Genomic DNA, 14,389 nt, shown 5'->3' with positions numbered 1-14,389 from the left:
TTTACGCGGATCGATTCGTTCGACCGTCCGTGTAATTCTCAACTCGCCTTGAACACGGAAATTCTGACACCCCCCGCGCCAGATTCGGCCAGCGAGCGCACCGCCACGCGGAAATTCCGCAGCGCATCGGTGCTGCCACTCTTCTGGTGTAAAACGGCCAGCGACACGCGCCAGCTTGGTTGACTGCCGCAGTGCTTTCGCGCCAACTCGTAGATGCGCCGGTCGAGCGGCTTGCGCAGTCGGTAATAACTGCGCGAGAGCGTGAGGAATTCGTCGGCGACAATGGCCCGAAACAGCCATTCCGGCAAGGTCACTTCCAGTGACACCATGCGCCCGTCGCCGGGGGACTTCTGGATGATCTTGGCCGACTCCACCAGGCCCCAAAACGCACGAGTGCGCAGCCCGCCCGTCTCGATGTTGGTTTCAACCCGCGTCCCGGTGAGCCGCCCAAGCATCTCGCCAGCCCGCTCGTAGGCGCGACCGCTGGTGTCGCGGTTGGTGGCCGTGAGGAAGTCGTACATGGTGAGTCGCACCGTGCGCGAGATTCTTGCCCCACGATTCTTCGCCTCGACTAGCTGGCTGGTGCAATAGAGCCACAAATCCTTATCGTGGATCGTTGCGCAGCCGTCCGGGCCGGGCTTCACCGTCACGGTATTGCCGTTGCGCTCATAGGTGCGCACGCGAGTATCGCCAGCCTTCAACGCGAACAGGGGATGCTCCATGCTGGCGAGATCATCTTTCGGCGCGGCGTCAGGAATACCGAGCGCGAAGAAATCGCCCTGCCTGCCACGGTCAGGTGCAAGGTGTGCTGTGGCCTCCGAGGCTGCGCGCTCGTCCCTCTCGTCACGAGGCGAGCGGAGCGGCCCCAGTGATAAGAAAAGCGGGTCCGGCATTCGTGGTCATCAATTGATAACCACAAGGCTAGCCGTCAGACCGTTTGACTGTCAGCGATTTGATTATCCAATTAGGTTGACGCTATCAGTGGGCGGGCTGTACGCTTTGGTAGACATGGAAACGGAAGAGCAAGCACGAAAACGCCTGGGGCGGCACTACATCCATATCGGTGATGGATGCGCGCCCGTCGTTTCTCAAGCGATCAAGGAGTTCCGCGAACGTTGGAAACCCTACTCCGCGTCCTCGCGGCAGTACCCCATCGCCGGACTGGTAGGGGAACTCATCGACCCCGCCTTGGCGGCGTACATGGCAACGTTGCCGCAGCGCTACATGGACCACGTTCCCGGGGGAGTGAACCTCAGCGGAATCATTAGGCTGGTTGGATTAGATGCAATGGTTCGCGTACAACGAGAGTTGCTACGCAAGTTCATCAAAACCGAGAACAAATGGACTGCCAGGGATCAACGCTTCATAGCGACCCTCGAATCCTTGATCGGACTGGTTTGGGACTGCGCCTGCAAAAGACCAGCACGATCCAAGATACCAGGCGAACACCGTCCCCCTTTGCTCCCCTTTGGGAATGCGCAGCGCCGTCAAGGTTTTTGCAGGTTCTGCGGCGCGCTGACGGAATTAGCCTCGTTCATCGAACACGGAAATTGGCCCCAGAGGGATCAAGAGAAACTACGCTTGAGCCACCGCTATTGTGCCGAGCATCGGCCGATGCTCTCGGACGGCACCCAGAATCCAGCCTATCGACGCGCCATGCGTTCGGCGGATCGCTTCGATCAGGAACTACTGCGGCTGAGAAAACAAAGCGCCAAACCGGAGAAACTGCGTGCAGCCTCAGGGGATAGGGCTGTTGACCGCTACATCCAAGGCCATGTGGCCCAAAAATCCTTGCAGCCCGACGACAAGGCCGAGTTGAGAAACCAGGCGCGCCAGATGGCCGACAAGAGGCTGACCGACCGAAAGAAGGCAATCATCATGATGATCGCCGCAGGACAGAATCAATCGCAAGTCGCCAAGGCTCTCGGGATCAGCCGACAGGCCGTTTCCAAGGCCCTCAAGGCGACCCCGAAGGACTTCCGTCTTGATAAAGTGGAGTAGTGACTGACTATCGATCTGGCAGACTTCCTGTTAGTGGCTACAGCGCCCTCCTAGCCGTCCAGCCATCAATCATATCCGCCCAATCCTGCAACATCGCAGTCCGCTGCTCACGGTACTCCGCTTTGTTGTACACGGCCCGGACGCCCTTCTGCTCGTGGGCAAGGCATTTCTCGATCCAATCGGTGTTATACCCGGCCTCGTGCAGTAACGTACTGGCCGTGCGCCTCAGATCATGCGGCCCGAACTTGGTCAAAGGCTTACCCTCCTTCTGCGCCAGCTTGTACGTCAGCGTCAACACCTGGTTCAGCGTCGCGCTGCTCATATGTTGGTCCGAGTCGTACCGCGATGGAAGCACGTAGTCCGATCCGCCGGCAAAGGTTTTCAGGGCGATGAAGATGTCCAGGGCCTGCCTAGACAGAAAGACCAAGTGCGGGTTGCGCCGCTTCATCCGCTCCTTCGGGATTGTCCAAAGCGCCTCGCTGAAATTGATCTCGCTCCACGTCGCGTTCGTCAACTCGCTCTTGCGCACCATCGTCAGCAACAACAGCTTGGCCGCCGCCCGGATGGATGGCGTCGTGCCGATACGCTCCATGTACTGGTACATCAGCCCGATCTCATCGGGTGTCAGGGCCCGGTCGCGCGGCTCGAACTTGGCGATGCTGGTGGGTCGCACCAGCTCGGCCGGGTTCTCGACCTTCTGCCCGCGCTCGATGGCCCAGCGGTAAACCTGGAGCACCACCTCACGGGCATGCACGGCCGTGGCCGGCGCGCCGCGCTCCACGATGGCATCGGTCAGCGCCCGCAAATCCTCGTGGGTGATCTCGACCAGCTTCTGATTGGCGAATTTGGGCTTCAGCTCGCGCTCGTAGACCGCCCGGCGCATGTCGCGGGTGGAATCGGCCATCTGGTAGCCGCGCAGCCACTTTTCGGCCCAGGCGTCGAAGGTTTCGGCATCCTTGACGCGGGCCTTGTCCCGCGCCTTCTCCTTGGCCGGTGACTTCCCTGCCGCGATCAACTTCTTGGCCTCGCCCAACTGCTCGCGGGCTTCCGCCAGGGTGATGCCGCCGACACCGTAACGGCCGAAGGTGATGGTCTCCTGCCTGCCGTTGATGGAGTAGTTGTAGCGGAACGAGATCGCCCCGGTCGGCGTGACGGCCACATAGAGGCCGTCGCGGTCGTTCGCTTTGTAGAGCTTGTCCTGCGGCTTCAGGTTTCGCAACTTGGTATCGGTCAGCATGGCATGTATCCAGATTCGGTTCCAATACCATGATCAAAACACACTGAATTTCACCTATGAACTACAATGAAATCAATGAATTAAGCGAAATCAATACCATGACACCCTCAAAAACCAATCATGGTATCGCCCGCACCTCATGGCATCACGCCAAAACGATACCACGTCTCGCACCATGAAAAAATCGTGCTTCTAGGTGCCAGCCGATGCCATCGAGTGCCAGACGTAAACGAAAAAAATCCCGTTAAATCAATGGCTTATCCACACCTTCTTGCCAGCAGTTACCAACCGCTGCCAGACGTCAATTCACTCCCACTCGATCGTCGCAGGCGGCTTGCCCGAGATGTCATAAACAACCCGGTTCAAACCACGCACTTCATTAATGATGCGATTCGACACCTTGCCGAGCAGGTCATGCGGCAGGTGTGCCCAATGCGCCGTCATGAAGTCTTGCGTCTGCACGGCGCGCAGCGCCACGACCCACTCATACGTGCGGCCATCGCCCATCACGCCCACGCTCTTGACCGGCAGGAACACCGCGAATGCCTGGCTCGTCAGCTCATACCACGTCTTGCCGCTGTTCGGTTCGACCGTGCTGCGAAGCTCTTCGATGAAGATCGCATCGGCGCGACGCAGCAGATCGGCGTAATCGCGCTTCACTTCGCCCAGAATGCGCACACCCAACCCCGGGCCCGGGAACGGGTGACGATACACCATATCGTGCGGCAGACCCAGCGCCACCCCCAACTCGCGCACTTCATCCTTGAACAGGTCGCGCAGCGGCTCCAGCAGCTTCAGACCCAGCGTCTCCGGCAAGCCACCCACGTTGTGGTGGCTCTTGATCGTCGTCGCCTTCTTCGTCTTCGCCCCCCCCGACTCGATCACGTCCGGATAGATCGTGCCTTGCGCCAGCCACTTCGCATTCTTCAGCTTCTTCGCTTCCGCCTGGAACACTTCGACGAACTCACGGCCGATGATCTTGCGCTTCTGCTCTGGATCGGTCACGCCCTTCAAATGCCCCATGAACTGCTCGGCGGCGTCCACGTGCACGACCTTGGCATGCAGTCGGCCATCGAACATCTCCATCACCATCTGGCCTTCGTTCAGACGCAGCAGACCGTGATCGACGAACACGCACGTCAGTTGGTCGCCAATGGCGCGATGAATCAGCGCCGCAGCAACACTCGAATCGACACCACCCGACAAGCCCAGAATCACTTCCTCGTCGCCCACCTGCTCGCGGATCGCCTTGACGGCCTCCTCGATGTGGTCGCGCATGATCCAGTCCGGCTTTGCCCCGGCAATCTCCAGCACAAAACGCTCGAGCAACTCACGGCCCTTCACGGTGTGCGTGACTTCCGGGTGGAACTGCACCGCGTAATAGCGACGCGATACGTCCGCCATGCCGGCGATCGGGCAGCTCGGCGTCGACGCCATCAGCACGAAACCCGGCGGCAATTGCGTGACCTTATCACCGTGGCTCATCCACACCTTCAGCATGCCGTGACCTTCGGCCGTACGGAAATCCTCGATGCCGTCGAGCAGCGGCGTATGGCCCTGGGCACGAACCTCGGCGTAACCGAACTCGCGATGATGGCTCGCCTCGACCTGACCGCCCAACTGAACCGTCATCGCGAACATGCCGTAGCAGATGCCCAGCACCGGCACGCCCAGATCCCATACGGCCTGCGGGGCGCGCAGATCCTGATCCTCATACGTGCTCGCATGGCTACCCGACAGAATGATCGCCTTCGGATTGAATTCACGAACGAACTCGTCCGACACGTCGTTCGGGTGGATCTCGCAGTAGACGTGCGCTTCGCGAACACGGCGGCCGATTAGCTGGGTGACTTGCGAACCGAAGTCAAGAATGAGGATTTTGTCGTGCATCGTGAGGTACGGAGGAGGAAGTGGATTCGTTGGACGTCGGCGCCGTGGCGGAAGGCACGGGCGTGACAATGCCGGTGGTGCCTGCAGGCGCGACCGGCGTGGTATTGACGGAAGCGGAGCCGCCGCGAGGCGCCTCCATACGCGGCTCAGCGCGCTTGCCTCGGGCCTCGTCGCCGGCCCGGGCATCGGGATCATCGTACGGTGCGCCGCGCCGGGTGTCGCTCACGACCCCGCCACGCCCGCGACCGCCCGCCTGCTGTGCCGCCTGCACGCGCTCTTTCGTGCGCACGCTCGACGCCAGCTTGACGAGAATGGCACCCACCACCAGCAAGACGGCCCCGAGCGCCGGCATCAACCACTTGCCGCCCCCCGTCACCGCCAACTGGCCGGAAATCAGCCACCCCAGCACGAAAGCACCGATCACCCAGTTGATATGCCCCGTCACTTTCGCGACGGTCGCCGTCAACTGGCCGTTCACGGTGGCGTGCCATTGCAGCCAGGCCACGCCGACGAAGGCCACGCCAAGCGCCTGCGCATACAGCACGGGCGATGGCGCGGGCACTTCAATGGCCGCATACAGCGATGACCAGAACGACGCGATCAACAGCACACCGAGTGCCAGATTCAACGCCGCATCGAGGAACAGTACCGTACGCAACATGGCCTTCATGGGTGATTACTCCACGTGGTAGTTGGGGGCTTCCTTCATGATCTGGACGTCGTGCACATGCGATTCGCGCATGCCGGCGGCCGTGATTTGTACAAACTCCGCCTTCTCGTGCAGGTCCTGGATCGTCGGGCAACCCAGATACCCCATCGACGAGCGGATACCGCCCGTCAACTGATGCAGAATGGCCATCACGCTGCCCTTGTAGGCCACACGGCCTTCAATGCCTTCCGGCACCAGCTTGTCGGCGTTGTTGGCCGGATCCTGGAAGTAACGGTCGGCGGCGCCATCCTTCATCGCCCCCACCGAACCCATGCCGCGATAGCTCTTGTACGAACGGCCCTGGTACAGGAACACCTCGCCCGGCGCTTCTTCCGTGCCCGAGAACATGCTGCCCATCATCACCGTGTGCGCGCCAGCGGCCAGTGCCTTGGAGATGTCGCCCGAGTAACGAATACCACCGTCCGCGATGAGCGGCACACCCGTGTCCTTGAGCGCTTCTGCGACGTTCGCGATTGCCGTGATTTGCGGCACACCCACGCCCGCCACAATACGCGTCGTGCAGATCGAGCCCGGGCCGATACCGACCTTGACGGCGTCCGCCCCATGTTCGACCAGCGCCACGGCGGCACTCGCCGTCGCGATGTTGCCGCCGACCACTTCGATCTGCGGGAAATGCTTCTTGACCCACTGCACGCGGTCCAGCACACCCTGGCTGTGGCCGTGCGCCGTGTCGACCACGATCACGTCAACGCCCGCCGCCACCAGCAACTCGACACGCTCTTCATTGTCCGCGCCCACGCCGACGGCCGCACCGACACGCAGCTTGCCGTGTTCGTCCTTGTTCGCGAGCGGGTGCTCGGTCGCCTTCATGATGTCCTTGACGGTCATCAGGCCGCGCAGCTCGAAGGCGTCATTGACGACCAGCACGCGCTCGAGGCGGTGGCTGTGCATCAAGTGCTCGGCATCGGCCGGCGACGCACCTTCGCGCACGGTGATGAGCTTTTCCTTGGGCGTCATGATCGCGCGCACCGGCTCGTCCAGGCGGCTCTCGAAACGCAGGTCACGGTTCGTCACGATACCGATGAGCTGAGCGCCCTCGACGACCGGGAAACCGGAAATGCCATGCTGGCGCGACAACGCGATCACATCGCGCACCTTCATGTGCGGCGGAATCGTGATCGGATCGCGCAGAACGCCTGATTCAAAGCGCTTGACCTTCGACACTTCACGCGCCTGCTCGGCCGGCTTCAGATTCTTGTGAATAATGCCGATGCCGCCCTGTTGTGCCATGGCGATAGCCAGACGCGCTTCGGTCACCGTATCCATGGCGGCCGACAGCAAAGGCATGTTCAAGGTGATGTTGCGCGTGAGCTTGGTTTTCAGGCTGGTGTCGCGCGGAAGAACGGCAGAGTAAGCCGGGACGAGGAGCACGTCATCGAAAGTGAGTGCTTTTTGGATCAGACGCATGGCAAATCCTATAGGCGCAAAACCGAATTATACAGAAATCGCAGGACGCATGGCACGTCTGCCCCACATGTCAAGGGGCTTTTTCCCCGAGGACCGGAACGAACGCGCATCCCGCCTCGCGGCGACCGATTTGCCAACCCAGCCGACTGCCGGATTTCACAAGAGCGGCGCCCTGGGCCCATGCTATTCTTCGGCCCTTCCTGCACCGTCCCGGCCGGTATCACGAGGCGATGTCCGGTGCGGATCATCGGCATCTCGCCAACACGAACCACGGGTACGAATTTCATGGGGCAAGGCATTTCGTTCGGACTGGCCGCAGGCGCCTTGTGGGGCCTGGTCTTCCTGGCCCCTCGCCTGCTGCCTGGCTTCTCACCGCTGGAACTGTCGGCCGCCCGTTACGTCCTTTACGGACTGGTGTCCGCCCTGCTGCTCGCCCCGCTCTGGGCGCGTCTGCGGCATACCGTCACCGGCAACGACTGGCGGGCACTGTTCCGGCTGAGCCTTGTCGGCAATCTCATTTACTACCTGTTTCTCGCGGGCGCGGTCCAGATGGCAGGGATTGCGCCGGCCTCGCTGATCGTAGGCGTGCTGCCCGTGACGGTCACGCTGGTCGGCAGCCGTGACCACGGCGCCCTCCCCCTGTCGCGACTGGCGGGGCCGCTGGCATTGGTCGCGGGGGGCATCGTCTGCATCAACGTCGACGTGTTCGCCCATGCCTCGGCAAGCGGCGGGGACTGGCGGCTCACGCTCGCCGGCATTGGCTGCGCGGTCGGCGCGCTCGTGAGTTGGACATGGTATGCGGTGGCCAACGCCCGCTATCTGGCGCGATTCGGACACTTCACGAGCCAGGAATGGTCGCTGCTGACGGGCGTCGCCACGGGTGTGCTCGCGCTCATGCTGGCGATTCCGGCCGTGTGGGTCCCGCATCCGGTCGTGCTCGACGCGCCACGCGACTGGCAGATGTTCCTGATCGTCAACATCGCCGTGGCGGTGGGGGCATCGACCATCGGCAATGCGTTCTGGAACGCGGCGAGCCGACGGCTGCCGCTCACCCTGTCGGGACAGATGATCGTGTTTGAAACGCTGTTCGCGCTGATTTATGGCTTCGTCTACGAACAGCGCTTGCCACGCCTGCTGGAAATCGCTGCCATCGCGTTGCTGCTGGCGGGCGTCAGCGCTTCGGTAAAATTGCATGCGCGAAAATCGGCGCACTGATTCGCGCGCCGTGATTCGCACGCCGTGATTCGCACGCCAGACGCCGATCAACTCCCATCAGTGTACTACCCAGCGCACACGTGAGCATTCTGGTTGGCGCCCCAGTCGGTACGGCGCCGGGTCACGCACCGCAAACGTCAACTGCCGCGACGGCTACCCAGCCACTTCTGCCCTTCGCGGCTCCCTTCGTTGCGTACCTTTTCGACGCGTCGCTGACGCGCGAGCTTGGGATCGGCCTTCAACGCCCGGTAAATTTCGATGCGATCCCCGTCCTCCACAGCCGCGTCAAGCGCGCGCAGCTTACCGAAGACGCCGGCTTTCATGCGCGAGATGTCCAGCGCCGGAAACCGCTGCAGCAGGCCGCTTCGCTCGATCGCCTCGCGCATTGTGGCGCCTTGCGGCAACGTCAGCGGGACAATTGTCTGCTCGGCAGGCAATGCGTAGCAAACCTCGACGTTCAACTCACCCGGCATAGACGGTCTCCGCGCGTTTGACAAAGGCGTCGACAAACGTATTGGCGATGTGGCTGAACACCGGGCCGATCACCTTCTCGAGCAGAAAACTCGCAAATTCGTAGTGAAGGCCGAACTCGATCTTGCAAGCGTTCTCGCGCAGCGGCGTGAACTTCCAGGTGCCGTGAAAACGTTTGAAAGGCCCTTCGACGAAGGTCATCTGAATGGAGTGCGGGCGCTCCTGGAGATTGCGCGTCGCGAACGAATGCTTCAGCCCTTTGAAGTCGATGATCAGCGACGCCTCCATACTGTGCTCGTCCTGGTGCCGAATATCGACACCACCGCACCAAGGCAGGAATTTGGGGTAATCGGCGACATTGGTCACCAGGTCGTACATTTGCTCAGCGGAGAAATGCACGAGAACGGTTTTACTGACTTCGGCCATCGTCTGTCGGGCGAGAGGCATGCATGATGCGCCGGCCATCGAGGCCATATCGATGTACGCGCGACGCAAGCCGCCTGTTGCCGAGACTCTTTGTTAAAATCAGTATTTTACCCGAGCCCGACTCACCGGGTCCGACCAAGTTACCCGCCAAGGATCCATGAGCATCATCGACAACAAGAAGGCCTTCTTCGATTACTTCATCGAGGAGCGATACGAAGCCGGGATCGCGCTCGAAGGGTGGGAAGTCAAGGCCATTCGCGCCGGGCGGGCGCAGATCAAGGAAGGCTATGTCGTCATCAAGCATGGCGAGATCTTTCTGATCGGCACACATATCAGCCCGCTACAGTCGGCGTCGACGCACATCAACCCCGACCCCGTGCGCACCCGAAAGCTCTTGCTCAAGGCCGACGAAATCAAGAAGCTCATCGGCAAGGTGGAGCAACGCGGCTACACGCTCGTGCCGCTCAACCTGCATTACAGCAAGGGCCTCGTAAAATGCGAGATCGGCCTGGCCAAGGGCAAGAAGCTGCACGATAAGCGTGAGACGGAAAAGGCGCGAGACTGGGAGCGCGAGAGAGCGCGCCTGATGCGCACGCCGACGTAAGGCGCTGTGTCAAAGTGGCGCGCGCATCGCGGCCGGCCAACGGTCTTCGTCTGCCGCCAAGAGAAAACGGCCCGCATTGCACTGAACGCCAGAGGTTGGACGGTTCAGTTCAGCGCGGGCCGTTTTTCTTTGCGCGGCCGGACTAACGTCGGGCACCCGAATTGCCGAAGCCGCCCGCACCGTCACCGCTCGCCGTCGACCCACCGGCCGTCGATCCGCCTTCGGTACCGCGCACGATCTTGAGGGCCGAGGCGATCATGCTGCTCATGTCCGTCAGATTCCCCGGCACGATCAAGGTGTTATTGGTTCTGGCGATCTTGCTGAACGCTTCCACGTACTGCTCCGCGACCTTCAGGTTGACCGCTTCCATACCGCCCTGCGTCTGAATGGCCGTCGCAACCTTGTGGATAGCCTCGGCGTTGGCTTCCGCCACCGCCAGAATGGCCGCGGCCTGACCTTGCGCCTGGTTGATCGCCGCCTGACGCTCGCCTTCCGACTTCTGAATTGCCGCCTCCCTCCCACCGGACGCCAGGTTGATCTGTTCCTGCTTCTTGCCTTCCGACGCCGCGATCAACGCGCGTTTTTCGCGCTCGGCCGTGATCTGCGCCTGCATCGCATGCAGGATCTCCTTCGGCGGCGTGAGGTCCTTGATTTCATAACGCAAGACCTTCACGCCCCAGTTCGACGCCGCCTCGTCGAGGGCATTCACCACACTGTGGTTGATGAATTCGCGCTCCTCGAACGTCTTGTCGAGTTCGAGCTTGCCGACCACGCTACGCAGCGTTGTTTGTGCCAGTTGGGTAATGGCGACGATGAAGTTGCTCGATCCGTACGACGCCTTCATTGGATCCGTGACTTGGAAGTACAGAATTCCGTCGACCTGCAATTGCGTGTTGTCCTTCGTAATACAGACCTGGCTCGGCACGTCGAGCGGCACTTCCTTGAGCATATGCTTGTACGCCACGCGATCCACGAATGGCACGACGATGGACAACCCCGGCGTGAGCGTCGCGTGATACTTGCCGAGACGCTCGACCACCCAGGCGTGTTGCTGCGGCACGATCTTGATCGAGCGCGCCGCAATGATCACGGCGATGATGAAGAGAATAAACGCGACGTTGGAAAACATGCTTCCCCCTTGAAGCGCCTGCCATGACGGCGGGCGAATTCCCCGTCACCCGCGACCACGGGCGACACGATACATGCAATGCGAAGACGCGCAAGCGAAAGTGAGACGCGCGCTCGCGCGTCGATCCCGGCGCCTATGCCGTCACGTGAGCAACGTACAGCCGGCTGCCGCGAACCTCGCAAATGACAAACCATCCTGGGCTGGGCGACTCCCCGGGCAAAAGCTCGACGTCCCATTCGGCTCCGCGATACATCGCCCGCGCCTGACCGTCAGAGCCCCAGACTTCCACCCGCAGACGCTGACCGATATCGAGGTTGGTATTGGGGTCTGCCGTCGCGTCGACCTTGATGCGCCGCTGGCCGAACCGGCTGCGGCGCAGAATCCAGACCGCCACGCCCGCGACCGCCGCCGCTGCCACCCACTGCAATGGCCAGTCGATACGCAACAGCGCCGCAATGCCGCCGGCCGTCATGCCGAGCGCCACCATCAGGAGATAGAACGTACCACTTGCCAGCTCCAGCACCACGGTCAATCCGGCAATGCCGAACCACAGCCAAGCCTGTTCCATCGTAACTCCCAGACACAAAAAAACCCCGGTGTGATACCGGGGTTTATAGCACGAAACCCACCGATCAGCGCGCGCATCCCAGGGGATGGGCCGGCCTTTCGGTAGCGTCCGAGGTGCCGCTCGGACGCGTCCTAACCGAGGTCGCTATCGTGACCGTCGGCGACGGTTACTTCGCCAATTTGGCGAGTTGTTGCCACGTTTCCATCACCGTGTCCGGGTTCAACGACATCGATGCGATGCCTTCGTTCGCCAGCCACACGGCCAGATCCGGATGGTCCGACGGGCCCTGACCGCAGATGCCGACGTACTTGCCCTTCGACAGGCACGCCTTGATCGCACGGCTGATCATGAATTGCACCGCCGGGTCGCGTTCGTCGAAGTCCTTCGCCAGCAGCTCCATGCCCGAATCGCGGTCCAGACCCAGCGTGAGCTGCGTCAGGTCGTTCGAACCGATCGAGAAACCGTCGAAGTACTCGAGGAACTCGTCGGCCAGAATGGCGTTCGACGGCACTTCGCACATCATCACCAGTTTCAGACCGTTCTCGCCACGCTTCAGGCCGTAACCGGCCAGCATGTTGACCACACGCTCCGCCTGGCCCAGCGTACGCACGAACGGCACCATGATCTCGACGTTGGTCAGGCCCATTTCGTCGCGCACGCGCTTGAGTGCGCGGCACTCCATCTCGAACGCTTCGGCGAAGTCTTCCGAGATGTAACGCGACGCGCCACGGAAGCCCAGCATCGGGTTTTCTTCATCCGGCTCGTAGCGCGAACCGCCGATGAGCTTCTTGTACTCGTTCGACTTGAAGTCCGACAGACGCACGATCACGCTCTTCGGATAGAAGGCGGCGGCAATCGTGGCGATCCCTTCGGCCAGCTTGTCGACGTAGAACGCACGGGGCGATGCATGACCGCGCGCCACCGATTCGACCGCCTTCTTCAGGTCGGCGTCGATATTCGGGTACTCGAGAATCGCGCGCGGATGCACACCGATATTGTTGTTGATGATGAATTCCAGACGTGCCAGCCCCACCCCGTCGTTCGGCAGTTGCGCGAAATCGAAGGCGAGTTGCGGGTTGCCCACGTTCATCATGATCTTCACCGGAATCTTCGGCATTTCGCCGCGGTGGATCTCGGTGATTTCAGTTTCGAGCAGACCATCGTAAATCTTGCCTTCGTCGCCCTCGGCACACGAGACCGTCACGAGCGCGCCGTCCTTGAGCACGTCGGTGGCGTCGCCGCAACCCACCACGGCCGGCACACCCAGTTCGCGCGCGATGATCGCCGCGTGGCAGGTACGGCCGCCGCGGTTCGTCACGATGGCGGCGGCACGCTTCATCACCGGCTCCCAGTTCGGGTCGGTCATGTCGGCCACCAGCACATCGCCCGGCTGTACGCGTTCCATCTCGCTCGGGTCCATGATCACGCGCACTGCGCCCGCGCCGATCTTCTGGCCGATGGCACGGCCCGTGGCCAATACCGGCGCCTCGCCCTTGAGCTTGAAGCGCTGCTCGACCTTGCCGATCGCCTGGCTCTTCACGGTTTCCGGACGTGCCTGCAGAATGTAGATCTTGCCGTCCTTACCGTCCTTGCCCCACTCGATGTCCATCGGACGACCGTAGTGCTTCTCGATGATCAGCGCGAACTTGGCCAGCTCGACGCAATCGTCGTCGGTGATCGAGTAACGGTTGCGCAGTTCCATCGGCACGTCGATTGTTTTCACGCGGCCCGGCTCGCCCGGTTGCGTGAATTCCATCTTGAGCAGCTTCGAGCCGAGCGTGCGGCGAATGATCGGGTACTTGCCGGCTTTGAGCGTCGGCTTGAAGACGTAGAACTCGTCCGGGTTCACGGCGCCCTGCACGACCGTTTCCCCCAGGCCGTAGCTGGCCGTGATGAAAACGACGTCCTGGAAGCCCGACTCGGTGTCGATCGTGAACATCACGCCCGACGCGCCGCAGTCCGAGCGCACCATGCGCTGCACGCCAGCCGACAACGCCACTTCGGCGTGCGTGAAGCCCTTGTGAACGCGGTACGAGATGGCGCGGTCGTTGTACAGCGACGCGAACACGTGCTTCATGCGATCGAGCACGTCTTCAATGCCGACGACGTTCAGATAGCTCTCTTGCTGACCGGCAAACGAAGCGTCGGGCAAGTCTTCGGCCGTGGCCGACGAGCGCACGGCGAACGATGCGTCCGGCTGATCGGCCGTGATACGGGCGAACTGCTCGCGGATATCCTTCTCGAGCTGCGGCTGCAGCGGGGCGTCGACGATCCATTGACGGATTTCGGCACCGGCTTGCGCGAGCGCCTTGACGTCATCCACGTCCAAGCCCTCGAGACGCTGGGCCACACGCTCGGTCAGGTTGTTGTGCTGGAGGAACTCGCGGAAGGCGTAAGCCGTCGTGGCGAAACCACCCGGCACGCGCACGCCGGCGCCGGCCAGTTGGCTGATCATTTCGCCAAGCGATGCATTCTTGCCGCCGACCGACTCGACGTCGGTCATGCGCAAATGCTCAAACGGCACCACGTAGGCGCCGTCGTGTGCTGCGTTAGTCATAAAAGCCCCTAAGGTAAGAAAAAAAATTTTCGGAGGATCGGCTGGGACTGACAGGGGCCGATCGACCTGTTGGATAAGAAATCGCGCATACGCGGCGTCGCAAACTGGGGGCAACGCCTCGACGACGAGCGCCGCTCCCTCCAGACCTCCCGTC

At 61.7% G+C, this 14,389-nt stretch carries 12 protein-coding genes and 1 pseudogene; 3 read left to right on the top strand and 10 right to left on the bottom strand.

From position 1 onward, the window contains the following. Window positions 1–38: 38 nt before the first annotated feature. Window positions 39–893: a replication initiator protein A gene (locus PSO31014_RS21300; protein WP_150553442.1), complete on the bottom strand. Its 855-nt coding sequence runs from the start codon at window positions 891–893 to the stop codon at window positions 39–41. Between the two features lie 115 nt (window positions 894–1,008). Here PSO31014_RS21300 and PSO31014_RS21295 point away from each other — a divergent pair, with 115 nt between their 5' ends. Further along, window positions 1,009–2,001 (top strand): helix-turn-helix domain-containing protein, encoded by a 993-nt coding sequence (locus PSO31014_RS21295; RefSeq protein ID WP_150553441.1) that lies wholly within the window; start codon window positions 1,009–1,011, stop codon window positions 1,999–2,001. A gap of 37 nt (window positions 2,002–2,038) precedes the next feature. Here PSO31014_RS21295 and PSO31014_RS21290 read toward each other — a convergent pair whose 3' ends face one another. From PSO31014_RS21290 to guaB, 4 genes are all read right to left on the bottom strand, one after another. Then, a complete protein-coding gene (locus tag PSO31014_RS21290) occupies window positions 2,039–3,238 on the bottom strand; it encodes a tyrosine-type recombinase/integrase (protein WP_150553440.1) in 1,200 nt (399 codons plus the stop codon). A gap of 306 nt (window positions 3,239–3,544) precedes the next feature. Then, entirely contained in the window at window positions 3,545–5,128 is a 1,584-nt protein-coding gene (guaA, locus tag PSO31014_RS21285; protein ID WP_150553439.1) for a glutamine-hydrolyzing GMP synthase, read from the bottom strand. Beyond that, on the bottom strand, window positions 5,103–5,798 hold the full coding sequence (locus PSO31014_RS21280) for a hypothetical protein (RefSeq protein ID WP_150553438.1): 696 nt from the start codon (window positions 5,796–5,798) through the stop codon (window positions 5,103–5,105). Before PSO31014_RS21280 ends, guaA begins: the two co-directional genes overlap by 26 nt. A 6-nt stretch (window positions 5,799–5,804) precedes the next feature. Beyond that, window positions 5,805–7,265, bottom strand: coding sequence for an IMP dehydrogenase (gene guaB / locus PSO31014_RS21275; RefSeq protein WP_017234118.1), 1,461 nt, complete (start codon window positions 7,263–7,265; stop codon window positions 5,805–5,807). A 285-nt stretch (window positions 7,266–7,550) separates the two neighbouring features. Here guaB and PSO31014_RS21270 point away from each other — a divergent pair, with 285 nt between their 5' ends. Beyond that, window positions 7,551–8,480, top strand: a complete 930-nt coding sequence (locus PSO31014_RS21270) for a DMT family transporter (protein WP_150553437.1) — start codon at window positions 7,551–7,553, stop codon at window positions 8,478–8,480. A gap of 137 nt (window positions 8,481–8,617) precedes the next feature. On the opposite strand, the gene PSO31014_RS21265 is transcribed toward PSO31014_RS21270, so the two are convergent. Next, on the bottom strand, window positions 8,618–8,953 hold the full coding sequence (locus PSO31014_RS21265; RefSeq protein WP_150553436.1) for an RnfH family protein: 336 nt from the start codon (window positions 8,951–8,953) through the stop codon (window positions 8,618–8,620). Continuing rightward, window positions 8,943–9,377: a type II toxin-antitoxin system RatA family toxin gene (locus tag PSO31014_RS21260; protein WP_026131979.1), complete on the bottom strand. Its 435-nt coding sequence runs from the start codon at window positions 9,375–9,377 to the stop codon at window positions 8,943–8,945. Before PSO31014_RS21260 ends, PSO31014_RS21265 begins: the two co-directional genes overlap by 11 nt. A gap of 154 nt (window positions 9,378–9,531) precedes the next feature. On the opposite strand from PSO31014_RS21260, the pseudogene smpB reads away from it, so the two are divergent. Continuing rightward, a pseudogene (gene smpB, locus PSO31014_RS21255) lies at window positions 9,532–9,981 on the top strand (SsrA-binding protein SmpB); the annotation flags it as partial. A 142-nt stretch (window positions 9,982–10,123) separates the two neighbouring features. Here smpB and PSO31014_RS21250 read toward each other — a convergent pair. From PSO31014_RS21250 to ppsA, 3 genes are all read right to left on the bottom strand, one after another. Next, window positions 10,124–11,110, bottom strand: coding sequence for an SPFH domain-containing protein (locus PSO31014_RS21250; RefSeq protein WP_150553435.1), 987 nt, complete (start codon window positions 11,108–11,110; stop codon window positions 10,124–10,126). 133 nt (window positions 11,111–11,243) lie between these two features. Beyond that, window positions 11,244–11,678, bottom strand: a complete 435-nt coding sequence (locus PSO31014_RS21245; protein ID WP_150553434.1) for an NfeD family protein — start codon at window positions 11,676–11,678, stop codon at window positions 11,244–11,246. Window positions 11,679–11,844: 166 nt separating this feature from the next. Continuing rightward, a complete protein-coding gene (ppsA, locus tag PSO31014_RS21240; RefSeq protein WP_150553433.1) occupies window positions 11,845–14,235 on the bottom strand; it encodes a phosphoenolpyruvate synthase in 2,391 nt (796 codons plus the stop codon). Window positions 14,236–14,389: the final 154 nt, after the last annotated feature.

It is taken from the genome of Pandoraea soli, from assembly GCF_902459595.1.
Lineage (GTDB): Bacteria > Pseudomonadota > Gammaproteobacteria > Burkholderiales > Burkholderiaceae > Pandoraea > Pandoraea cepalis.
The sequence above is the reverse complement of the archived record's forward strand: the minus strand, read 5'-3'. Positions and strand labels throughout refer to the sequence as shown.